Annotated in this window: 17 protein-coding genes; 4 read left to right on the forward strand and 13 right to left on the reverse strand. The window is 65.8% G+C overall.

Annotated elements, in window-relative coordinates; all coding sequences use genetic code 11:
• Nucleotides 1-22: 22 nt before the first annotated feature.
• Nucleotides 23-217 carry a hypothetical protein gene (locus IPI67_39940; protein ID MBK7586347.1) on the reverse strand — a complete coding sequence of 65 codons (195 nt, stop codon included), beginning with the start codon at nucleotides 215-217 and terminating at the stop codon, nucleotides 23-25.
• Here IPI67_39940 and IPI67_39945 point away from each other — a divergent pair.
• Nucleotides 198-1,460: a hypothetical protein gene (locus tag IPI67_39945; GenBank protein ID MBK7586348.1), complete on the forward strand. Its 1,263-nt coding sequence runs from the start codon at nucleotides 198-200 to the stop codon at nucleotides 1,458-1,460. The two genes, IPI67_39940 and IPI67_39945, sit on opposite strands and share 20 nt — an antisense overlap.
• A 20-nt stretch (nucleotides 1,461-1,480) precedes the next feature.
• Here IPI67_39945 and IPI67_39950 read toward each other — a convergent pair whose 3' ends face one another.
• Together IPI67_39950 and IPI67_39955 are read right to left on the reverse strand one after the other, a co-directional pair.
• Nucleotides 1,481-2,107, reverse strand: coding sequence for an HAD family hydrolase (locus IPI67_39950; GenBank protein MBK7586349.1), 627 nt, complete (start codon nucleotides 2,105-2,107; stop codon nucleotides 1,481-1,483).
• Between the two features lie 18 nt (nucleotides 2,108-2,125).
• Complete coding sequence (locus IPI67_39955) at nucleotides 2,126-3,901, reverse strand: hypothetical protein (GenBank protein MBK7586350.1); 1,776 nt, start codon at nucleotides 3,899-3,901, stop codon at nucleotides 2,126-2,128.
• Nucleotides 3,902-3,980: 79 nt separating this feature from the next.
• On the opposite strand from IPI67_39955, the gene IPI67_39960 reads away from it, so the two are divergent.
• Nucleotides 3,981-4,142 (forward strand): hypothetical protein, encoded by a 162-nt coding sequence (locus IPI67_39960; GenBank protein ID MBK7586351.1) that lies wholly within the window; start codon nucleotides 3,981-3,983, stop codon nucleotides 4,140-4,142.
• 30 nt (nucleotides 4,143-4,172) lie between these two features.
• On the opposite strand, the gene IPI67_39965 is transcribed toward IPI67_39960, so the two are convergent.
• From IPI67_39965 to IPI67_39975, 3 genes are all read right to left on the reverse strand, one after another.
• Nucleotides 4,173-5,003 (reverse strand): hypothetical protein, encoded by an 831-nt coding sequence (locus tag IPI67_39965; GenBank protein MBK7586352.1) that lies wholly within the window; start codon nucleotides 5,001-5,003, stop codon nucleotides 4,173-4,175.
• A 48-nt stretch (nucleotides 5,004-5,051) separates the two neighbouring features.
• Nucleotides 5,052-5,711, reverse strand: coding sequence for an AgmX/PglI C-terminal domain-containing protein (locus IPI67_39970; protein MBK7586353.1), 660 nt, complete (start codon nucleotides 5,709-5,711; stop codon nucleotides 5,052-5,054).
• A 306-nt stretch (nucleotides 5,712-6,017) separates the two neighbouring features.
• Nucleotides 6,018-6,320 (reverse strand): hypothetical protein, encoded by a 303-nt coding sequence (locus IPI67_39975; protein MBK7586354.1) that lies wholly within the window; start codon nucleotides 6,318-6,320, stop codon nucleotides 6,018-6,020.
• Between the two features lie 76 nt (nucleotides 6,321-6,396).
• Here IPI67_39975 and IPI67_39980 point away from each other — a divergent pair, with 76 nt between their 5' ends.
• The gene (locus IPI67_39980; GenBank protein MBK7586355.1) at nucleotides 6,397-8,160 is read left to right on the forward strand and encodes a hypothetical protein; all 1,764 of its coding nucleotides are present in this window, start codon (nucleotides 6,397-6,399) and stop codon (nucleotides 8,158-8,160) included.
• A complete protein-coding gene (locus IPI67_39985) occupies nucleotides 8,157-10,331 on the forward strand; it encodes a response regulator (GenBank protein ID MBK7586356.1) in 2,175 nt (724 codons plus the stop codon). Before IPI67_39980 ends, IPI67_39985 begins: the two co-directional genes overlap by 4 nt.
• Before the next feature lie 73 nt (nucleotides 10,332-10,404).
• Here the strand turns inward: IPI67_39985 and moaA are convergent, their stop codons facing one another.
• From moaA to IPI67_40020, 7 genes are read right to left on the reverse strand one after another with little or no spacing between them, the layout of a single operon-like run.
• Nucleotides 10,405-11,424, reverse strand: coding sequence for a GTP 3',8-cyclase MoaA (moaA, locus tag IPI67_39990; GenBank protein ID MBK7586357.1), 1,020 nt, complete (start codon nucleotides 11,422-11,424; stop codon nucleotides 10,405-10,407).
• Nucleotides 11,408-12,784, reverse strand: a complete 1,377-nt coding sequence (locus tag IPI67_39995; GenBank protein MBK7586358.1) for a NarK/NasA family nitrate transporter — start codon at nucleotides 12,782-12,784, stop codon at nucleotides 11,408-11,410. The genes moaA and IPI67_39995 overlap by 17 nt, the downstream gene beginning before the upstream one ends.
• Nucleotides 12,781-14,295 (reverse strand): NarK/NasA family nitrate transporter, encoded by a 1,515-nt coding sequence (locus IPI67_40000; protein MBK7586359.1) that lies wholly within the window; start codon nucleotides 14,293-14,295, stop codon nucleotides 12,781-12,783. The genes IPI67_39995 and IPI67_40000 overlap by 4 nt, the downstream gene beginning before the upstream one ends.
• A gap of 9 nt (nucleotides 14,296-14,304) precedes the next feature.
• On the reverse strand, nucleotides 14,305-15,060 hold the full coding sequence (narI, locus tag IPI67_40005; protein MBK7586360.1) for a respiratory nitrate reductase subunit gamma: 756 nt from the start codon (nucleotides 15,058-15,060) through the stop codon (nucleotides 14,305-14,307).
• The gene (locus tag IPI67_40010; GenBank protein ID MBK7586361.1) at nucleotides 15,033-15,770 is read right to left on the reverse strand and encodes a hypothetical protein; all 738 of its coding nucleotides are present in this window, start codon (nucleotides 15,768-15,770) and stop codon (nucleotides 15,033-15,035) included. The genes narI and IPI67_40010 overlap by 28 nt, the downstream gene beginning before the upstream one ends.
• Nucleotide 15,771: 1 nt before the next feature.
• The gene (gene narH / locus IPI67_40015) at nucleotides 15,772-17,322 is read right to left on the reverse strand and encodes a nitrate reductase subunit beta (protein ID MBK7586362.1); all 1,551 of its coding nucleotides are present in this window, start codon (nucleotides 17,320-17,322) and stop codon (nucleotides 15,772-15,774) included.
• Between the two features lie 15 nt (nucleotides 17,323-17,337).
• Nucleotides 17,338-20,955, reverse strand: a complete 3,618-nt coding sequence (locus tag IPI67_40020; GenBank protein ID MBK7586363.1) for a nitrate reductase subunit alpha — start codon at nucleotides 20,953-20,955, stop codon at nucleotides 17,338-17,340.
• Nucleotides 20,956-20,989: the final 34 nt, after the last annotated feature.

Below are 20,989 nucleotides of genomic sequence, written 5' to 3' on the forward strand. Positions count from 1 at the left end.
TCCGCGCCGTGCCGGGAAATGTTCAACGCTCGCGGACCGAGCCGCCGAGCTCTCCGTTCATCAGCCCGCCGCCGAAATCGCTGCCGCGCAACGTGATGGTGACACGGGGATCGACGCCCGCGGCCGCAGGACCGCGATCGGAAGCGAGCCCCGAACCGAAGAGCGAGTCGTCGGGTCCCATCATCCGACTGCGCACGGTGCTGATCGTCGGTTGCATCGCGGGCGCTCTGTGGCTCCTGCACCCCCGCGCCCTCGCGGCGTGGAAGCTGAACGCCGCGGCGGTCAACCTCGCCAACTACGGCCTGTGCATGGTCGGCCCCACCGGGCCGTCGCTGCTCCGGGACAACTCCCGCGAGTTCAGCGTGCTCTTGCGCCGGCGGCTGGTGAGCGCAGAGGCGGGGGAGCGGCCGTTTCAGGATTGCGCCAAGCTAGCGCGAGATCTGACGGAGTCGGCGGCGGCGGAGCGAGCGCACCGGCAGCCTGCCTGGGCCTTCGCCGAATACGGGGGCTCGGGCCCGACCGAGGTCTCGATCACCGAGCTTGGTGTGACCGGGCATCGGCTCGCCGAGCTCGCGCGTCGGTCGTGGCCGTTCATCCGCGGCGGTTACGTCAAGCTGGTCAAGCCGAGCATCAGCGCCCGCGAGGCGGTGCATCCCATCGAGACGAGCAAACCCGTCGTGGGCCGCGGCCTGCCCGCCGCTCGCGCTGGCTATCGCTCGGTCGGAGTCGTCGACGGGGTGCTGACCGCCGCCTTTGGGCGCGCGGTGAACCAGAGCGTGCACCAGAGCGTCGACGGTGGCATCAGCTGGCGCGGCGCCCCGGTGCGCGTGGCCTCGAGCTTTGCCGAGCGCTGCGCCGCCGGCCCACACTGGTTCACCTTCGGGCTCGGTGAAGACGTGTCGCGCATGATGGTCTCGTCGGAGGGTACCGATGGCCCGCCGCAGCGCGCGGATCTCGCGCCGGCAGACGCGGAGCTGGTCTCGCTCAGCTGCGACGACAAAGCGCTCGTGGCCGCCTACAAACGCGAGACCGACAAGGAAGTCAGCCTGGTGGCGTGTGCGTTCCGAGGGCGTTGCGCCCCGCTCCCTCTCCCACGGTTTCCGGGCGTGAACGTCGCGCCGGGCCCGGAGCTCGATCTCGCGCGGGTCGAGGGCACCACGATCGTGTCAGTGCCCATGCAAGGCATCGTGCGCGTGGCGTCGACCCGCGACGACGGGCGGACCTGGACACCTTTCACGGTCGCCTACGACGACGCGGCTCACTCGGACGTGCGCGCCGATGTTCGTGTGCCCTCGCGCATGCTCGCGGTCGGCAAGCGGGTGTTCCTGTACGGCGCGACTCAGAAGTTCACTCAGACCTATTCGGTCATCGTCTCCGACGACCTCGGCGCCAGCTGGCGCACTCCGGACGCCGCGCCCGCCAAGCTCGCAGAGAAGCAGGTTCTGCTCCCGAGCGAGTGAGTGCGCGACGGGCCGCTCGATCACTCGACGAGCCGAAAGATGTCCGCAAACGCGCCGAGCACGTGCTCGGGTGACTGCACCTGCCCAAATCCGTAGCGCGCGAATGCGAACGGAACCTGGTTGTTCTGCGCCGCCTCTTGATCCCCGGCGGTATCTCCCACGAATAGCGGAGCCGAAAGCTTGTTTCGGGCGATGACCGCGGCGAGGTTCTGGGTCTTGGTTTGGCCCGTGTTGCCCCAGCACTCGAAGTCCGAAATGCACGCCGCGACGTCGGCGACCTCGAGGAAGGTCTCGATGTAACCCCGCTGACAGTTGCTGACGATCATCAGGGGCAAGCGCGCGCTGAGCGCACGCAGCCCATCGACGACACCCTCGTACAGGTCGCCCCCTTGCTCGGCGATGACGAGGTTGTCCTCCTGCATCGTCTCGTGCGCGAGGAGCTCGCGCGTCTGGGCTGGGAGTCCAGCAAAGACGGCGTGAATGCACTGGTCATGCGGCCGGCCCGTGACTCGACGCACGTCATCGGCGACGATCTCCCGGAACACGATGGCGTGGCGACGCACGACGCGGTTCCACGCGACCGCGCAGCTCGCGCTCGTGTCCCACAGGGTTCCATCGAGGTCGAAGATCAGGGAGTCGGGTGGCATGGTGTCCTTGGGGTTTCTCTACTGGTTGCAGCTCAGCGTGCGACCGCCGCTGGCGTCCTTGCTGCAAGTCTCGTTGCAGAGTTTGCCCGGTGGGCAGGCGGCGCACAGCTTGCATCCGCAGCCGGTGGCGCACCCGGGCGGTGCCGGGATGCAGGCGTAGTCTTCGAGCGGAACGCTGCCGCCGAAGACGGTCGTCTTCTTGCACAGCTCCGCGCTCACGTTGCAAAACAGGGGTCCGCAATCGAACGTGCCGATGGGTTTCTGGCAGCTCAAATCCTTCGAGAGGTCCACTCCCTGCTTGCGCGCATCACAGGCGTTCGGGTGAGTGGTCCCGTCGCAACCGCAGACCGCCGGCCCGCCCGCCGCGCAGCTCGCCGGCTCTGGAACGCAGTGGCCCGCGAGCGTACCTGTGCCGCAGCTGAAGTTGGGGCTCTCGCAGTACTGTCCCACCGCGCACGGCAGGGTCGCGGCGCAGACGCCAGGCGCCTTGCAGGTGCCCGTGCCGTAGAGCGATCCACCCGGCGGACACAACCACGTGCCGTCGATGCACTGCGCGTCTGCCAGGGTCGCGTCGGGCAGGCAGCAAACATGGGGGACCGGCGCGCAGCTGCCGCACTGGTTGGAGGAGACGCTGCCGGGTGGGCACTGCCAGAACGCTCCCGCGCAGATCGGCGGTACATAGTCCTCAGTCCCGCAGGCTGTGACACACGCGAACGTGATGATGCCGCCACAGTCGCCTGCGTCGGGCGGGGGCGGCGGCGGAGCGCTGGCGTCGAGCCCATCTCCGCAGCCCGCGACCACTGTCGCGCGGGAGTCGGGAAACTCACGCAGCAGGTTGCAGAGCGCCGGACACAGCGCCGCGTGGGTCGGCGGCGCGGCGCCGTGGAGAAAGAACCCGTAGGGGGTTGCGCCGCAGTCCGCGCCGTCAGCGACTCGCGGTGCGCTCGTGAGTCCGCTCGTCGCATCGAGTCGATACGCGACTCGAACGTCCTCCGGTTTGGTCGTTGCGCCAGCCACTGGAGGCACGGCAAAGCGGCAGTCCAGCTGGCCTTCGCGCAGCGCGCGCAGCGCGTCCACGAGCTCCTGCCCCGCACCGGGCCCGTCGCTCACCAGCACGGGTTGGCCCGTTCCGCCCTTCTCGGCGAGTAGATCCAGGTCACCCACGGCCCCGCTGCGCAGACCGATGGCAAACGTGAGCACCTGCGGGGTGCCGGTGGCGCCGTCCCCTGCCACCTCGGCTACCGAGGCGGGCGTCGATTCGCACGAGAGCGGGGCGCCGTCGCTGACCACCGCCACGACCACCCGGCGCGTCGGCTCCGCGAGCATCAACGCGCGGCTGAACTCGATGGCCCCGTACAAGGCGGGCCGCGTTGGCGTCTCTCCGCTCGGCTTCTGGGCCGCGAGCGAGTCGAGGACGAGCTTTGCGTCCGCGGGCAGATCCTTGGCAAAGACTGCCGGTGCGACGTAGGACGACGGGGCGCACTTGGAACCCAGAGGATAGTAGCCGAGTGCGACGGCAACGCCCGCCATCGACGGGTCCGACACGAAGGCGCCGAGCGCTGCGGTGGCCTGCGTCCACTTGCCGTCATTTGCCATCGACTCCGATCGATCGAGCACGATGTAGAGCCCGAGCTCCTTCGCTCCGCTGGCGTAGTCCGCGGTGGCGCAGAAGAGCCCCGTCGGACTTTGGTTGAGCGCGACCGGTAACCCGCTCTTCGAACCGCAGCCGTGGGGGAGCAGCAAGAGCGCAGCCAAGAGGGCGAGCCCCGCGCGGAAGTGGCATTGGCGTGCCATCAAGGAATGTTACCTCGCGGAGCCGTGGGCGCGGGGGGCAAGAGGACAGGCTCGGGCGTCCCGGATAGGATTGGGCTCGATGAAATCACGCTCACTGGTGGTGTTGGCCTTCGTGCCGACGAGCTCTGAGCTGGCCAGCGCACTACGTGCGCGCAGGCGCGTCCGGCGCCCAGACGGGCGCTCCGGCGGCGACGCCGGGGGCGGCAAGAGCGGAAGCTCCGCGGCAACGTCCAGACTCTGAGCCGCGCAGTCGTCCCGCGCGTTTCCAGCGCTACGGCATGGTGCAGAAGCAGATCGCTGAATACCAGGAGGTGTTGCCGCACGACGTCGTGGAGGAGGAGGTGCCGCAAGTGCCGGAGTTGTCGTGCACGGACGCGCAGGTCGCGCCCAGCTTGGAGCAAAGGGTCGTGCACGACGCCGTCCCGGGCGAAAAATTCATCTTGCACTGCCCCGTCGGCGGGTTGCTGCAGACGGCGTTGACCCCAGTGACGTTCGAGAAGGAGCTGCACGTGTAGCCGCCCGTTCCACCGGTTCCACCGGACGCGCCACCGGTTCCACCGGACGCACCACCGGTTCCACCGGACGCGCCACCCGTTCCGCCGGACGCGCCACCGGTTCCGCCGGACGCGCCACCGGTTCCACCGGACGCGCCGCCGGTTCCGCCGGATGCGCCGCCGGTTCCACCGGATGCGCCGCCGGTTCCGCCGGATGCGCCGCCGGTTCCGCCGGATGCGCCGCCGGTTCCGCTCGCGCCGCCGATCGCAGTGCCGCCCGCGCCCGCAGCGCCGCCTGCGCCCGCAGCGCCGCCTGCGCCCGCAGCGCCGCCCGTCCCTGCGCCCGCAGCGCCGCCCGTCCCTGCGCCGCCGCCCACACCCGCGCTGCCGCCGGTCGCGCTACCGCCCGCGCCTGACGTGCCGCCCGTCGCGCCGCCTGCTCCGCCGGACACGCCGCCGCCGGTGCCACTGCCGCCGGTACTGCCGCTCGCAGCAGCGCCGGCAGCACCGCCCGTGGCGCTGGCGCCGCCCTCTTCTTCGACACCGCAGCCGCCGGCCGCGAGGAACACGGACAGCACCAAGCAGCCCGGGGAAGGAGCACGCACCATGACGCAAGTGTACCGCGGGTACGACCAGCGCGCGATCTCGATGTGCGCCTACAGTTCGAACGTCAGCTTTGCCGGCCAGCTTCCCGGCGTCGGGTACACGGCCCGCGACAGGACTCCCGCGAGGCATGGGACCGCGCCCCACGCCTGCTCGTCAGGGGCGGCAACTCCCACACTGATCGCCGCACCAACGAAGCTCGGGCCGGCGTCGGCGGCGTCAGCGCCCGAGTCGCCGTCCCCCGCGTCGGGTGGCGGAAGCTCCACTTGTTTGACGTACACCGTCGCGCTGAACGCGCCCGTCGCACCGTGTTTGCATGCGCTGAGCTCGTTCGCTGCGTTGCTCAGCACTTCGCTCACCTTCGGGCTCGCCCATGGCGTCGGCGCACGCACGTCCCTCTCCAGCTCGAACGACAGACTTGTGCGCACGACGCCGACCTTGCCTCCGACGGGTTTCGGGAACGTTCGCTTCGAGAGCGCGTCGAGCATGCAGCGCTCCATCTCGCCTTCGCCCAGCGAGCTCTGCTTCACGTAGCCATGCACAGTTCGACCATCCCTGCCGATGCCGAGCACGAGCTGGAGCGTCCCGGCGACCAGCTCGTTTCGCGCGACGCCCTGCTCCCAGCAGCGGTCGACTGCGCCGCTCGCCGAAGCGACGACGGCGTCCACCGCGTCCTGGTCCAGGCCGCCGACGTCGCCGTCCACCTGAATCACCGGCGCCGTACGCTGAGCTGAGGCGCGCCGCGCTGGGCGCGTCTCGGTCGGCTCCGTCTTCGGCGTCGACGGACTCGCTTCGGGTCCCGCAGAACGCGCCGGCTCGCCGCGACCGCAAGCGGAGCTCACCACGCAGCAACAAAGCGCCAGCGACGCGCGCATGCGTGTATCGGAGAGTGAGCCCGCTGCAAAGTCAACTCGCGCGGACTCTGGTCACGACACGGCCGCCAAAAAGCCGGACGACGCGGGCCGTCCAACAATCCCGCTGAGCCGAGCAGTTCCGTTGACGCGCGCAGCGTTGGGCGCTCAGTCGGTCGAAGCGTCCGCCGCCGCGGGACAGGTGAGAGTCAGCGTGTTGCTCTCGGTGGTCCAGCTCAGTTGAACGTCGAAATCGAGCGCTCTTCCGCAGCTGTCCCTACCGGAGAAGTGCACTGGTTTGCACGGCGTCAAGTTTCCGGGCGGAGGTGACGCGGACAGGTCGACGGTGAACCCGGTGCTGCTCGGCTCCATGGGGACCGTGACGCTGGTCAACGTGATGGAGCAGCTCGAGCCGGCTGCTGGCGTCTTGGAGTTGGCCGTCCAGGGTGGTGAGCGCCTGACGGAACGCATACCAGGCCAGACTCCGGCGCATTTCCGCCTCGCAGTCGGCACCCCCCCGAGGCTAAACTGACGGATCGGGGTTCAAGTGTTCCAGGGGTGGTCGCCAGCCGAAACTTCCGCAGCCGAGTCGCTGGACGCGGTATTTCGCTGGCTCGTGCGCCTGCGGTGGGTCGCCGTCCTGGGCGTCGCCGCGGTGCTCGCGCTCGCTGGACCGGTGCTGGGTCAGCTCCCGCCTGATTCGGCGACCGGCCTCTGGAGCGTGGCCGCGCTGCTTCTGGCGTACAACGCCGTGCTGGCCATCCTCGGTCCTGATGGGCGATGGTCGTGGTTCACTCATGCGGCGGTTCAGATCGCAGTTGATTGCCTGGCGCTCGCGGCCCTCGTGCATCTGGCTGGCGGGATCGAAAACCCCTGTCTCCCGCTCTTCGTCCTGCACGTCGTCAACGCAAATATCGTGCTCCGCCGTCGCTCTGCGTCACTCGTACTGGCTTTGGCCATCGGACTCGTCGCGCTAATCATTCTCGGTGAAGGCTCCGGCATCCTCCCCCATCACTGCCTCTTCCCAATGGGAGAAGAAGGTTTGGGCGGGGCCTTGAACTACCGAGCGCTGGCCGTGCTCGGAGGGCTCGTGCTCACGCTCCTCGCCAGCTCACTCTTCACTCGCTCTCTCACGGCGAAGCTGCGGCAGGGTCAGCGACGTTTGCTCTGGACGATCGACGAGCTCAACTCCGAAAAAGAACGGCTTGCCGACGCCCGTGGCGCAGTCGAGATCGAGCGCGCAAGACTGCAGGCGATCATCGACTGTATGGGTGATGCCGTCACCTGCTTGGACCCTGGCGGGCGGGTCCTTTTCAGTAACCGGCGAGCGCGGGAGCTTCGACAAGCGGACGGCCTGGTCGGCGAAGCGCAGACCTACGAAACGCTGTTCAACACGTTGCAGAACGATCCTGCCTCGCCCGCTCGGTCCACCTTCGAGCGCGCCGGGCGTACGTTCGAGGCGACGCACTCGCTGGTGCGGATGAAACGGGGAGAGCCGCTCGGGCTGGTGATGGTCGCGCGCGACATTACTGACCGCGTGTCTGTGGAAAAACACCTCATGCACGAGGAGCAAATGAGCGTGGTCGGCAAGCTTGCCGCTGCGGTTGCGCACGAGATCAACAACCCGATCGGAGTGGTCTCCCTGTACAGTCAACACGCCCTCGCGAACTCGGCACCGGACAGTCCAATCTACGGGCACCTGGAGACCATCCGCCGCAACGCGGACGGCTGTCGCAAGATCGTTGGCAATCTCTTGAAGCTCGCACGGCCGCGGAAGCCAGAGCGACGTCGGGTGGACCTGCGGCAAATTTGCCGAGAGACCATCGAGTCAGTTCAACCACTTGCCACCAACGCCGGCGTACGGGTGCAGGCTGACGGCCACAGCGGAGACGTCCCGATCTGGGCAGAGGTCGATGCCGGTCTCTTGGGCCAGGCGGTCCTCAACCTCGCACTCAACGCCATCGAAGCTGCCAGGGACGGGGACGAGGTCTGGATTGGTGCGCATGAGACCCACGACGCGGGCGCGAGCGCGCGAGTGATTGACGTTCGCGACACGGGTCCGGGCATGGGAGCCGACCAGCTCGCCCAGATCTTCCAGCCCTTCTTCACCTCCAAATCCACCGGCACGGGGCTGGGGCTCTCTGTCGCGGAGAACATCGTCCGTAGCCACGCGGGCCGGATCGAGGTCGACAGCGCGATCGATGCCGGGACCGTCTTCCGCATCGTGTTGCCCGCTTCGACCGGAGGTGAGTCCGCAGCGAAGGCGGGCGTGGAGAACAAAGCGGCAAGCGTCGTAGAGGCCAGCCCATGAACTGCATGCGTGTCCTGGTGGTGGATGACAACCGCGACATGGTCGACGGCATCGCCATGCTGCTCGAGGAGATCCAGCTCGAGGTTCAAGTCGCGTACTCCGCAGAGCAAGCCCTCGCGCTGATGGAAGTGTCGGAATTCGGGCTTGTTCTGAGCGACATCCGTATGCCTGGCATGAGCGGAGTGGAGTTGCTGAAGAGCGTCCGAGGACGCTGGCCCATGACGAAGGTCGTCTTGCTCACCGCGTATGGATCGGTCGACTCGGCCGTCGACGCGATGCGGACCGGTGCGTGTGACTACCTGACCAAACCTTTCGACAACGACGAGCTCGTGGGAGTCGTCTCGCGAGCGATCACCGCAGGGGTGCCTGCCGGAGGTTTCGACGTTTCCGCTGTCGTGGGCGAGGTCGCCGCTGCGATCTCCGCGGATCACCTTTTGCCTGGGCTGAGGGCGGTGCTCCAGGTACTCCTGAACGCCACCGGCGCGGACGACGGCGAGATCTTTCTCTGCGAGCCCGACGGTGGGGATCCGCTGCTCTGTGTATGGGCGGGGCCCCACGGAGCAGCGCTGGCGGAGCGACCCCGCTTTGCCGTGAACGTCGGTTACCCCGGCATCGTTGCAGCGACGGGAAGACCCCTGGTCATGAGAGGGGGACTGGCCGACGACCCCCGCTATCTCCGGCGCGCCGTCGTCGACGCTGGGATCCGCTCGTTGGCCGCGGTTCCGTTGCCTGACGCGCGCGGAGTGCTCGGCTCGCTCCATCTCATGTCGCGGCGCGACGATTTTCCGGTGGAGCACGTGCTCGACCTGCTCGAGCGCGCAGCGCTGCCCCTCAGCACCGCCATCCGCGCCGGACTCGCGGCGCTGCGCCAATCGGTGGACTCGATGTGCCGCGGCCTCGAGGAGGGCGCGCCCGGACAGCCGCAGCGTGTGCTGCTCGAGTCGATGCGACAGTTCGCTGGCGCTCACCACGGAAGCCTCGCGATCATCGACCCCACCACGGGCAGTCCGAGCGCAGTAGTCTCTACCGGTCCCGTTTCGCTCATCTGCAAACAGGCGGAGGCAGGGGCCTGGGCCGGGTGCCCGTCCGTCTCGGCCGCGCATGGGTTCGTCGGCGACCCCGGCCGACGTAGTTGGCCGGAGTGCTGTCGCCGCAGCTTGCCGAGCCGAACCGCGAGCCCGTGTTGTCTGCCCATGATCACCAACGGTCGCCTCTACGGCATCGCCGTGCTCGACTTCGGGCGGGAGGGGCCTGCCAACGCAACGGGTCGCCTCGTGCCGCTCCTGACCATGGCCCAGCAAGCGGCGGTTCGGTTGGAGGCCCACCACGCGGGCTTCCTGCTCGACGAGCGCCCGAGCGGTGACATTCCCCCCACGTTCGCCAACCTTTGCCCCGAGCTCGAGCTGCGATGTTTCGGTCCGTTCAGCGTCCACCAGCGCGGGCAGGAGATTTCAGCGGCGGCGTTTACACGCAACAAAGCCATCGTGCTCTTGAAGCTGCTCGCGCTGAAGGCGGGCGCACCTTCGAGCCGCGACGTGTTGATCGAGCAGCTCTGGCCGGACGTGGATCCCCACCAGGGCGCGAACCGGTTGCACGGAGTGGTTCACGCCTTGCGTTCGGTGATCGAACCCCACCGCAAGGAGCGTCAGTGGCTGTACGTGCGCAATCGCGGCGAGGTTTATTACCTCGACATGAACACCCCCATCAGCATCGACGTGTTTCGGTACAAGCAGCTGCTGGACCGAAGCATGCGTTCTCCCGGCGCGGCCGACATCGAGCTCGCTCTTCTGGAGGAGGCGGTCGCTCTGTACGGGGGCGACCTGTTCGAGGACGACCCGTTCGCGGAGTGGTGTGAAGTGGAGCGTCAGGAGCTCAAAGAGCGCCAGGTGAACGCACTCGCGCGGTTGGCGCAGCTTCACTCGGCGGCGGGAGCGGATGAGCGCGCTCTCGACTGCTTGCGGCGAGCCACGAGGTTGTCCCCGTTCAGAGAGGAGCTGGTGTTCACCAAGCTGGAGCTGCTCAGCCGGGTGTCCGGGCCCGCGGAAGCACTGGCCGCCTACGACGACTTTCGTCGAGCGCTCGAGACTGAGCTGGACGCAACCCCGTCGGAACAGCTCCTGGTGCTCCGACGCCGCTTGCAGACCGCGAGTCAACGCCCCGCCTCTGCTTGAAGCGCGCCTGGGGCGCCGGCGCCCTCGCGATCGTCGCTCCTGCAACGGACCTCCGGAGCCGGCGGTGGCCCGGTCAGCCTCCGAGCCGCGACATCCGGATCCTCGTGACCTTGCCGTCGCCAAAGCGGTGACCGACGGGTTTCATGGCAGCCGCGTGGACGAAGAGCGACGCCACGAGCGCCTCGTCGCGTGCCTGGATAGCGTCGCGCAGCGGGACGCCCAAGTCGTGGCCCAGGCAGGGCCTCAGCTCGCCCGTCGCGGTGAGCCGAAACCGGCTGCAGGCCCCGCAGTAGCCGTCGGAGATCGGCGTGATGAACCCAACGATCCCTCTGGCATCCGGCACGCGCCAGTAGCGCGCTGGACCATTTCCCGGCACTCCCTCGGCCGGGAGCAGCCCCAGTTCTGCCGTGAGGCGACGGCGTACCTGGGTGAGGTCGACGTACCGCTCGTGCAGGCGAGGAGTCGCGCCCTCGCCCACAGGCATCAGCTCCAGGAAACGCACCACGAGATCGTGGTCACGAGTGAGGTCGACCCAGGCTTCGATCTCGTCATCGTTCATTCCGCGCAGCACGAGCACGTTGATCTTGAGCGGTCGCAGCCCGGCGTCCGACGCGCGCCGAATGCCTCGCCAGACTTCGTCGAGGGCGCCCGCACAGGTGATCGCCCGGAAGCGCTCCGGCCTGAGGGAGTCGACGCTGACGGTGAGGCGATCGAGGCCTGCCTCCGCGAGCGCGGCCGCGTGTTGCTCCAGCAGCACGCCATTCGTCGTCAGCGCCACCTCGCGCACCTGTGTCTCGCGCTTGAGCCGCGCGACCAGCTCGGCGAGCCCGGGACGCACGAGCGGCTCCCCCCCGGTCAGCCGGACGTGGTCCACACCCAGGCGGCACGCGACCCGAACGACACACAGGATGTCGTCCCACGAGAGCAGCTCATCGGCGCGCCGGAAGCCGCTCCCCATCGGGAGACAGTAGGTGCAGCGAAGGTTGCAGCGGTCCGTCACGGAGATGCGCAGGCTCCGCACGATCCGTCCGCAGGTGTCGGCGAGCTCACGCACGCCGCCCGCGTCCTCGATCACGTCAAGACGGGCGTTCACAACCGCTCTTCGTGTAATACCACCAGTTGACCGCCACCGCGGCGAGGTAGAACGCCGCCGCTCCGAGGAAGAATGGTGCGGCCGACCCGGTCTTGGTGATCGAGGCGCCCACGAGCATCGAGAAGGCGAATGGGCCATACGCGGCGACCGCAGCGGTCCAGCCCAAGACTTGCGCTCCTTGTCGCGGCGAATGCGCGAAGATGATCGGAAACTGCCGGAAGGTCGAGGCGTTGCCGACACCGCTGAAGAGGAAGAGCCCCAGCATACAGCCGACGAAGAGCGGAAACTGATCGAGCGAGGTTGGCGTCAAGAGTCCCAGAAAGACCATCACTCCACAGATGACGATCATCGCCAGGCCGACGATGTGGGTGAGGATGGCGCCGCCGACCTTGTCCGCCACGAAGCCGAAAGCAACGCGCGCGGCGGAGCCCAGCAGCGGGCCGAGGAAGGCGTATTTCAGCGGATCCGAAGCTCCGGGAAAACCGCCATACACGGTCTTGATCATCAGGGGGAACGCCGCCGCGAAGCCGGAAAAAGATCCGAACGTCATGACGTAGGTGACGGTACAGAACCAGGTGTGTTTGTCCTTGAAGATGTCGAGCTGCTCGCGAAACGATGCCTTGATCGGGACGCTGCGCATCAACACCAGACACAGCATCCCGACGATGACGAGAAATGGCACGTACCAGAACATCGCGTTTTGGAGCCAGATATCCTGGCTAACGGCGCCCTTTTTGAAGACCTGAGCCCCGCCGCCGAGCGTGCCGAACAGCGCGAAGCCGATGATCCAGGGGCTCACGAACTGCGCGAGACTCACGCCGAAGTTTCCGACTCCAGCCTGGACGCCGAGCGCCGCTCCCTGGAGCCGCTTGGGAAAGAACAGGCTCGTGCTCGGCATGAAAGAGGAGAAATCGCCGCCTCCCAGGCCGGCCGTGAGAGCGAGGACCAGGAACACCCAGAAGGGCGTCTCTGGGTCCAGGACGGCGAGGCCCAGACCGATGCAGGGGATGAGCTTGAGCAGCGTGGCGACTCCGACAACCAACCGCGTCCCGAAGATCGGGATCAAGAAGCTGTGAATCACTCGCAGCGTGCCGCCAGCGAGCCCGGGCATCGCCGCCAGCCAGAACAGCTGCATCGTGTCGAACTTGAAACCAATCGCGGGCAGGCGAACCACGAGCACACTCATCACGAACCAGGTGGCGAATGAGAGGATGAGGCTGATGGTCGTGAGCGTGAGCGTTCGCCGAGCGATCTTGCTGCCGGTCTCGGTCCAGAACCTTTCGTTCTCCGGTTCCCACTTGGGGAGCCAGCCCCCGATCCCGCCGGCCGCGGCGGGAGCGGATTCATCGGTCTTGCTCATTGGGTTGCCCTCTCGAGTGGCGCTTCCAGGCGTTGAGAAGTGCGCGGTGTCAGCTTCGCGTCGAGCAAACGCACGGTGCGTAGCAGCCACGCGAGACAGACCGTGGACAGCGCGAACATGAACATCCAGCAGCTCGTCCAGAGGCCCGTCCCCTCGAGCAGGTATCCGAAGACGATCGGGCAGAAGAAGCCGCCGAGTCCCCCGAGCACACCCACCATGCCTCCGACGACGCCGACTTCATCGGGGAAGTAGTCCGGAATGTACTTGTAGACGCCCGCCTTCCCGATCCCCCAGATGCAGCCCAAGAGCGTGACCAGCACGGCGAAAATCCACACGTTGGCCTGGAAGAAGATGCGTGTGACCCCCTTCGCCAAGAGCTCCCTCCGTTGCACCTCTTGTCCGACGACCACCGCGGGCTCCTGCCACACCTCCTTCTTGGGGAAGACGAGCAGCCCGGCTTCGAGCTTGGCGAAGGTCGTGGGTTTTTGTGTCAGTGCGTAGCTCTCGCGACCCACACCGATGCTCTCTGGCGACACCGAGGTGACCGTACCGGCGGCCTTGGCCATGATGCCCTGACCCGGCGAGAAGACCTCCATCTTCGGAAAGATCACCGCGAAGCTGATCAGGCAGGACGTGACGAGCACCCAGGTCATCACCCGACGGGCGCCCCACTTGTCCGACATCCAGCCGCCCATCGCGCGAATCACGCCCGACGGGAAGCTGAAGAGCGCAGCCAAGATCCCTGCGGTGACCAGCGGCAGGTAATAGACGTTCACGAAGTACGGGACCAGCCACTGCGAGAACGCAACGAAGCAGCCGAATACCAGGAAGTAGTAGAGCCCGAAACGCCACACACGGACGCTGCGGAGCGGCGCGAGCATTTGGCGCAGATTGCGGCCGGAGCTCGCGGGCTTTTTGTTGGTCGTCAGCGCGAAAAAGAGCGTCGCCATGAGCAACAGCCCGACTGCGTACACGACCGGTACCTTGCGCCAGCCTTCGAGGTTTGCGCCGTGGTTGGTGAACTCGTTCAGCAGTGAGGGCGCCAACAGGGTGGTCAGCGCCGCACCCGCATTACCCGCGCCGAAGACTCCGAGCGCCGTGCCCTGATTCCGCTTCGGATACCACACCGACGTGAACGCAATGCCGATCGAGAAGCTGACCCCCGCCAGCCCGAACCCGAAGCTGCACAGCGCGAAGGCCAGGAAGCTGTTGGCGTACGAGAGCAGGAACATCGGCAGCGCCGCGAACAAGAGCAGGCCGGTGAAAACCGGTTTCCCGCCGTACTTGTCGGTGAGGATCCCGGCCGGGAGCCGGAACGCCGATCCCGTGAGGACCGGAATCCCCATCAGCCACCCGACCTCGACCGGGCCCCACTTGAACACCTGATTGGCCGCGAGGAACGTCACCAGCACGCCGTTGAGCATCCAGGCTGCGAAGCAGACGGTGAACGCGAGTGTGTTCAAGAAGAGGGCCTTGTGAGCGGCCCCCGTCGCTTTCGCTTCCACGGGCATGTGTCCCTCTCAGTTGTTCTTCGGTCGCGCCTTGCTCCAGGGTGTTGCCGGGTCGCGGATCGCCTTACGATCCCAGTTCCACATTACGCGCTGGTATGGACGGCGGATGTAGTGCAGCGGCGCGACCAGGATGTGGACCAGCCGAGTGAAAGGGAAGATCCCGACGATGAGCCAAGCGCCGATGACGTGCAGCTGGATCGGCACGGGCATGGCGCTGATCGCCACCAGGTTGGGATCGAGTTTGAAGAGCGACATCAGGTAGGGCGAGAGATCCGCCGCGAACCATGACGAGCCCCAGCGATAGCCATACGCCACCCACAGACCCAACAGCACCTGCGCCAGGATCAGGAGTTCGAGCACGACGTCCATGCGGGTCGTGACCATCTTGATGCGCGGGTTTGTGAATCTCCGGACCATCAGCCCGACTAGCCCGACCAGCGTGCTCAGGCCGAAGGAGAACGCCGTGATCTCCAGCACGATCAGCCGCACCGGGTTGCTGTTCCAGAGCAGGGTTCCCTCGGGGATCAAGAACGCGGTCAGATGCCCGAAGAAACACACCAGGATCCCGATGTGGAACGGCACCGAGCCCCAGAACAGTCTCCGTCCCTCCAGAAACTGGGACGACAAGGCGGAGACTTTGAAGCCCGTGTTGCGGTACCGCATGATGGTGCCCGCCAAGAAGATGAGCATCGCGGCGTAGGGCAGCCCGGCGAATAGAAACACGTACGGCAGGTTCATCACGTCCCTCTCACGTTGCTGGAGCACGACCCTCGGGAGTCACCGGCGGCGAAGCCCGGGAGGCTGTTGGGCGCTGCGCCACTCTCGATCCCCAGCTCCGCGCCGACCGAGCCGACGAACTTGGATTCCTGGTCGAGCGGCAGGCTGACCTTGAGCTCGAAGTCCTCGCGTAGGACCTCGTACAGCGCCTCGAGGGCGTGACAGTAGGCCGTGCGCATCTCGCCGGAGGCAGCCTCGATGAGCGTCTTGTGGTGCTTCTTGTAGAGCTCTTCCTTCTTGGCCATCCGCTCGGGCCCGAACTCGCGGATCATCTCGCGCACGGCGGGAGCGAGGATCACGCGGACGAGCTCGTCCCGCACGCTCGTGTCGGTCAGCTTCGGTAACAGTCGGAGGAGGTTGGGTAGATGGTCTCCGAGCTCGCTGCCGCAGTCGTTCTCCGCGCGCTTGTGCTCTCCGCTCAAGCCGGCGAGCAGCGCGCCGCGTTTGTAGTCCTCGCCAAACAGCGTGTACCCGATGTCGAGCGACGTGATGGGCTGGATGTCGAAGGTGCGGGTGTGGAGCTCTTGCAGAGCCAAGAGATCGCGTGTGGGTAGGAGTCGACGGAACTTCTCCAGCGCCAGCGCGGCATGGGGATAACGGTCCACGTGGGCGGCGATCGCCAGCGACACGGCTTCGTCGAAGCCTGAGCCCGGATGGGTGAACAACAGGGCCAACAGCTCGTAGCGTGCGAAGGACATCTCACATCCCCCGCTCGGGCTTCTCGCGGAAGCCAAAGCCCGTCGAACCCTTGGTGTCTCCAGTGAACTCCAGCATTTCCATGGCCTGCTCGCGGTGCGCGGGCGGAATGACAAAGCGGTCGTTGAATTTCGCCAGCGCCGTCAGCTGGAAGATGCCCTCCGCTTCGGCCTGGCTCAGCCCGGTCTCCTTCAGGAGCTGGTTGACCTTGCTCTCCGGAATGTCACCGACGGTCTTGAAGCGTCGGTAGATCCTTACCGCCATCAGCTTCTTCAGCCGCAACGCGACCGCGTTCGTATCACCCGCGCTGAACAGGCTCGCCATGTACTTGAGCGGGAACCGGGCCTGGTCGATCGTCTGAAACAGCTCCTCGGTGCTGGTGTCGTAGAGCCAGTTGTCGGTCCAGGTCTTTGCTATGGGGTTCAGCTTCTCTTTCTGGGCACCGTCGGACTCGGTGACTGAAGCCATCACCGGCAAGAGCGGCGGTACGTAGAACAGCATCGGCAGCGTCCTGAACTCCGGGTGGAGCGGCAGGGCCATGCCCCAGGTCTTGACGAACTTGTAGGTCGGGGAGTCTTGAGCGGCCTTGATCGTCGAGTCGGGGATGCCGTTGGCCTTCGCCGCAGCGATGACCTCCGGGTCGAAGGGGTCCATCAGCATGTCGAGCTGACCCTGCACCAGCTGTTTGTCCTCGAGTGATGCCGTCGTCTCGATGCGGTCGGCGTCGTACAGGAGCACACCGATGTAGCGAATGCGCCCGACGCAGGAGTGCATACAGGCCGGCGCGTAACCCGCCTCCATGCGCGGGTAGCAGAGGATGCACTTCTCACTCTTTCCGGTGTGCCAGTTGTAGTAGCTCTTCTTGTACGGGCAGGCGGTCACGCACATGCGCCAAGCGCGGCACACCTTCTGGTTGATCAGCACGATGCCATCTTCACCGCGCTTGTAGATCGCACCGGACGGACACGAGGCCACGCAACCAGGGTTCAAGCAGTGGTTGCAGATCCGAGGCAGGTAGAAGAACGCCATGCGCTCCAGCTGGAACATGGCTTCGCGCTCGGCGGGCGAGAGCTTTGCGAGGTTTGGATCGTTGCGGGCGTAGTCGGGGCTGCCGCCCAGGTCGTCGTCCCAGTTCGGCCCCATCTTCACGTCGATGGGCTCGCCGGTGATCAGCGATATCGGACGGGCGGTGGGCTGATCGTCTCCGGCCGGCGCCTCGATCAGGTTCAGGTAGTCGTACGTGAACGGCTCGTAGTAGTCCTCGACCGCAGGCAAGTTGGGGTTGTGGAAGATGTTCGACAGGCCCTTCTTCTTGCCTGCGCCCTTCAGGTGGATGCGCCCAACGTCGTCCCGGTACCAGCCGCCCTTGTAGATCTCCTGGTCCTCCCACTTTCCTGGGTAGCCCGTGCCGGGTTTGGTCTCGACGTTGTTCCACCACTGGTATTCCGCGCCCTTGCGGTCGGTCCAGATGTTCTTGCAGGCGATCGAGCAAGTGTGACAGCCGATACATTTGTCGAGATGAAAGACCATCGAGATCTGAGCTCTGATATCCATGACTGCTGTCCTTTCTCAGAAGACGACCTTGGTCATTCTCTTGACGATCACGTGAGTGTCTCGCTGCGGCGCGATCGGGCCCCAGTAGTTGAAGTGGTAGCTGAACTGGCCATAGCCACCGCTCAGGTAGTTCGGCTTCAGGTGGATGCGCGTGAAGCTGTTGTGCCCACCCGCCCGCCGATTGCCGCGCACCTGTGACTTCGGAATGCCAACGGTTCGTTCGGGGACGTGATAGACGATGCACACACCCCTGGGGATACGTGCGCTCACGCAGGCGCGTGTGCAGTAGACACCGTGGTCGTTGTAGACCTCGACCCAGTCGTTGTCCTGAATGCCGAGCTCCTCCGCGTCAGCCTCGCTCATCCAGCATGGCTCACAGCCGCGCGACAGCGTGAGCATTCGGTGGTTCTCCATGTAGGTCGAATGGATGTGCCACTTGCCGTGCGGAGTGAGGCAGTTGAGCGCCAGCGCCTCGCCGTCCTTGAGTGTCTCCTTCAGGTCGCCGTAGGCCGCGGGTTTGGGCGACGGCTTGTAGGTCGGGAGGTTCTCGCCGTAGGCGAGGTACATCTCGTGATCGAGGTAGAAGTGCTGGCGGCCCGTGAGCGTCCGCCACGGCACGAGTTTGTCGTAGTTGTAGGTGTACGGCGCGTACGCACGGCCGTTGTTCATCAACCCCGACCAGAGCGGTGACGTGTTGTAACGTCGTGGTTGCGCCTGGAGCTCCTCGTAGGTGATGCGGACGTCCTTGCTGCCCTCTCCGAGGTCGGCGAGCACGAGGCCCGTCTTCTTCTCCATGTTCTCGTACGCGCGCACGTTGAGCTCGCCGTTGGTGAGCGTCGAGAGGTGCAGCAGCACGTTCGCGGCCTGGTTGTCCTCGCGGAGCGACGGGTAGACCTTGCCGTCGAACGTCTGTTTCGGGAAGTGATTGGAGGAGAGCAGCTGGTCGTACTCGTCTTGGCAGTGGTAGTGGTTGCCGTGACCGCCGAGGCCAGTCTTCTTGATGTTTTCCCCGAGGGTGATGTATTTCTCGTACAGCTTCGTGTAGTCGCGCTCGACTACGCCAAGCTTGTGCATGGTCTTGCCCGGGATCGCTTCGCACTCGCCGCGGTACCAGTCCTTGATCTCCGGCTGGGTGATCTCGTCCGCCGTGTCGTGGGACAGCGGCGTCGCGACGATGTCCTTCTGGGGCGTGGCCAGGTGTTTCTTGGCACACTCGCTGGTGGCCTGCGCCAGGAGCTTGAAGATGTCCCAGTCCGACTTCGACTCCCAGACCGGCGCCACCGCTTGTGAGAGCGGGTGAATGAAGGAGTGCAGATCGGTGCTGTTGAGGTCCGCCTTTTCGTACCAGGATGCCGCCGGCAAGACGATGTCGGAGTAGAGAGCCGACGAGTCCATGCGGAAGTTGAGGTCGACGACCAGGTCCATCTTCCCGGTCGGCGCGACGTCGTGCCACTTCACCTCTTTGGTGTGTTCGTCCGAGTCCTTGCCGATAGCGTTGGAATGGGTACCGAGGTAGTGTTTGAGGGCGTACTCGTGCCCCTTCATGCTCCCCATGATGGCGTTGCCGCGCCAGATGTACCAAACGCGTGGGTGGTTTACGTCAGCCTCCGGATCACTGACGGAGTAGTCTAGTTTCTTGCTCTTCAGCTTCTCGAGCACGTACTCGGTGATCTCGTCGTTCGACTTCGCGCCGTGCTTCTCGGCCTCACGCGTCAGCTCGAGTGGGTTCTGCTCGAACTGCGGGTAGTACGGCATCCAGCCCATGCGCACCGACTGGTAGATCGTGTCCGCGGTGTGCTGCGCCGTGCGGTCGTTCTTCGGCACCGCGTTGTAGCGCGAGAACTGCCCGTCGTAGCGGTACTGGCAGGTGTTGATGTAGTGCCACAGGGGGGCCTGCTGGAGGCGGCTGGGCCCCTGCCAGTCCTTGGCAAACGCGATGGCTGCCCAGGAGTCGACCGGCGCCAGCTTCTCTTGTCCGACGTAGTGGTTGAGACCGCCACCGTTCTTGCCGACGCAGCCCGAGAGCATCAGCGCCATGGCGCCGGCGCGATACATCAGGTTCGCGTGGTACCAATGGTTGATGCCGGCGCCGACGATGATCATGCACTTGCCTTGGGTGATCTCGGCGGTGCTCGCCCACTCCCGCGCAAACTGCAGCACCGTCTTGGAATCGACCCCGGTCAAGATCTCCTGCCAGGCTGGCGTGTAGGCCGCGTTCGGGTCCGTGTAGTCCTTCGGATAGTCGCCGGCGAGCCCGCGCCCGACGCCGTATTGGGCCATGATCAGGTCGTAGACCGTGGTCACGGCGACCTGGCCGTTGACGGTGTCCAGGTAGCGCACGGGCACGTTGCGGACGGCGACCTTGTCCAGACCGAACTCGGTGAACTCGGTCGGCAAGGTGTCGTCCCGATCTCCCAGCAGAGTCAGCGTCGGGTCGTAGGGTTCGTGGTCGACGGCGTTCTCGTGCAGCATGTTCCAGTTGCCGGGTGTCTTGTCCCAACGGTGCCCGACGCTGCCTTTCGGCACGACCAGCTCGTTGCTCACCTGATCGATGTTGAGGAACTTCCAGTCGCCGTTGTCGATGTCCTTCCACTTGGCGATTTCGTTGGCGCGAACGAGGCGGCCTGGTCGGTAGTGGTCGCCGACCTTCTCGAGCTTCACCAGATACGGGCTGTCCGTGTACTTCTTCACGTAGTCGATGAAGTACGGCGTCGCCTGCTCGTGATGGAACTCCTTCAAGATCACGTGGGAGACGGCCATCCAGAAGGCGCCGTCGCTGCCCGCGTGGAGCGGAACCCATTGGTCCGCGTATTTGCAGACCTGGCTGAAGTCAGGCGCGAAGACCACGGCCTTGGTCCCGTTGTGCCGGGCTTCGGCGAAGAAGTGGCAATCGGGAGTGCGCGTCATGTTCAGGCACGCGCCCATGTCAGCGATGAACTTCGAGTTGTACCAATCGGCGCTCTCACAGACGTCGGTCTGCTCACCCCAGATCTCGGGGAACGCCGTGGGCAGATCGCAGTACCAGTCGTAGAAGCTGAGGTTCACTCCGCCGAAGAGCTGAAGGAACCGCGCGCCGGCGGCGTAGCTGAGCATGGACATCGCCGGGATGGGCGAGAAGCCGAACACACGATCGGGCCCATACTTCTTGGCAGTTGAGATGTTGGCGGCCGCCATCAGCTCGAGCACGACGTCCCACGAGGCGCGGCGGAAACCGCCTTTTCCGCGGGCTTTCTGGTACGCTGCGCGCTTCTTCGGGTTCTTCTGCAGGTTCTCCCAGGCCAGAACCGCGTCCCCTTTGGCCGCCGCCTTCTCCTTCTCGAACGCGTCGATGAGCGCGCCGCGGATCAGCGGATATTTGATGCGCAGCGGGCTGTAAAGGTACCACGAATACGAGATGCCTCGCTGGCAGCCGCGAGGCTCGTAGGGCGGGAGTGAGTCCTCGAGCAGCGGGTAGTCGAGCTGCTGCGTTTCCCAGACGACGATGCCGTCCTTCACGTGGATCTGCCAGGAGCATCCCCCCGTGCAGTTGACCCCGTGAGTGCTCCGCACGATGCGATCGTGCTGGAAGCGATTGCGGTAAAATTCTTCCCAGTGCCGCGTCTCGGGCGAGATGATGTCCTGGATCCAGCTCATGTCTCTACCTCTCCAAATCTCTCGAAGGCCTTGT

It is taken from the genome of Myxococcales bacterium, assembly GCA_016706225.1.
GTDB lineage: Bacteria > Myxococcota_A > Polyangia > Polyangiales > Polyangiaceae > JADJKB01.

What these genes read in the sequence shown, in the direction of transcription:
- IPI67_39940 (MBK7586347.1), bottom strand. Translation starts at nt 217, where the DNA reads ATGCAACCGACGATCAGCACCGTGCGCAGTCGGATGATGGGACCCGAC.
- IPI67_39950 (MBK7586349.1), bottom strand. Translation starts at nt 2,107, where the DNA reads ATGCCACCCGACTCCCTGATCTTCGACCTCGATGGAACCCTGTGGGAC.
- IPI67_39955 (MBK7586350.1), bottom strand. Translation starts at nt 3,901, where the DNA reads ATGGCACGCCAATGCCACTTCCGCGCGGGGCTCGCCCTCTTGGCTGCG.
- IPI67_39960 (MBK7586351.1), top strand. Translation starts at nt 3,981, where the DNA reads ATGAAATCACGCTCACTGGTGGTGTTGGCCTTCGTGCCGACGAGCTCT.
- IPI67_39965 (MBK7586352.1), bottom strand. Translation starts at nt 5,003, where the DNA reads ATGGTGCGTGCTCCTTCCCCGGGCTGCTTGGTGCTGTCCGTGTTCCTC.
- IPI67_39975 (MBK7586354.1), bottom strand. Translation starts at nt 6,320, where the DNA reads ATGCGTTCCGTCAGGCGCTCACCACCCTGGACGGCCAACTCCAAGACG.
- IPI67_39985 (MBK7586356.1), top strand. Translation starts at nt 8,157, where the DNA reads ATGAACTGCATGCGTGTCCTGGTGGTGGATGACAACCGCGACATGGTC.
- IPI67_39995 (MBK7586358.1), bottom strand. Translation starts at nt 12,784, where the DNA reads ATGAGCAAGACCGATGAATCCGCTCCCGCCGCGGCCGGCGGGATCGGG.
- IPI67_40000 (MBK7586359.1), bottom strand. Translation starts at nt 14,295, where the DNA reads ATGCCCGTGGAAGCGAAAGCGACGGGGGCCGCTCACAAGGCCCTCTTC.
- IPI67_40010 (MBK7586361.1), bottom strand. Translation starts at nt 15,770, where the DNA reads ATGTCCTTCGCACGCTACGAGCTGTTGGCCCTGTTGTTCACCCATCCG.
- narH (MBK7586362.1), bottom strand. Translation starts at nt 17,322, where the DNA reads ATGGATATCAGAGCTCAGATCTCGATGGTCTTTCATCTCGACAAATGT.
- IPI67_40020 (MBK7586363.1), bottom strand. Translation starts at nt 20,955, where the DNA reads ATGAGCTGGATCCAGGACATCATCTCGCCCGAGACGCGGCACTGGGAA.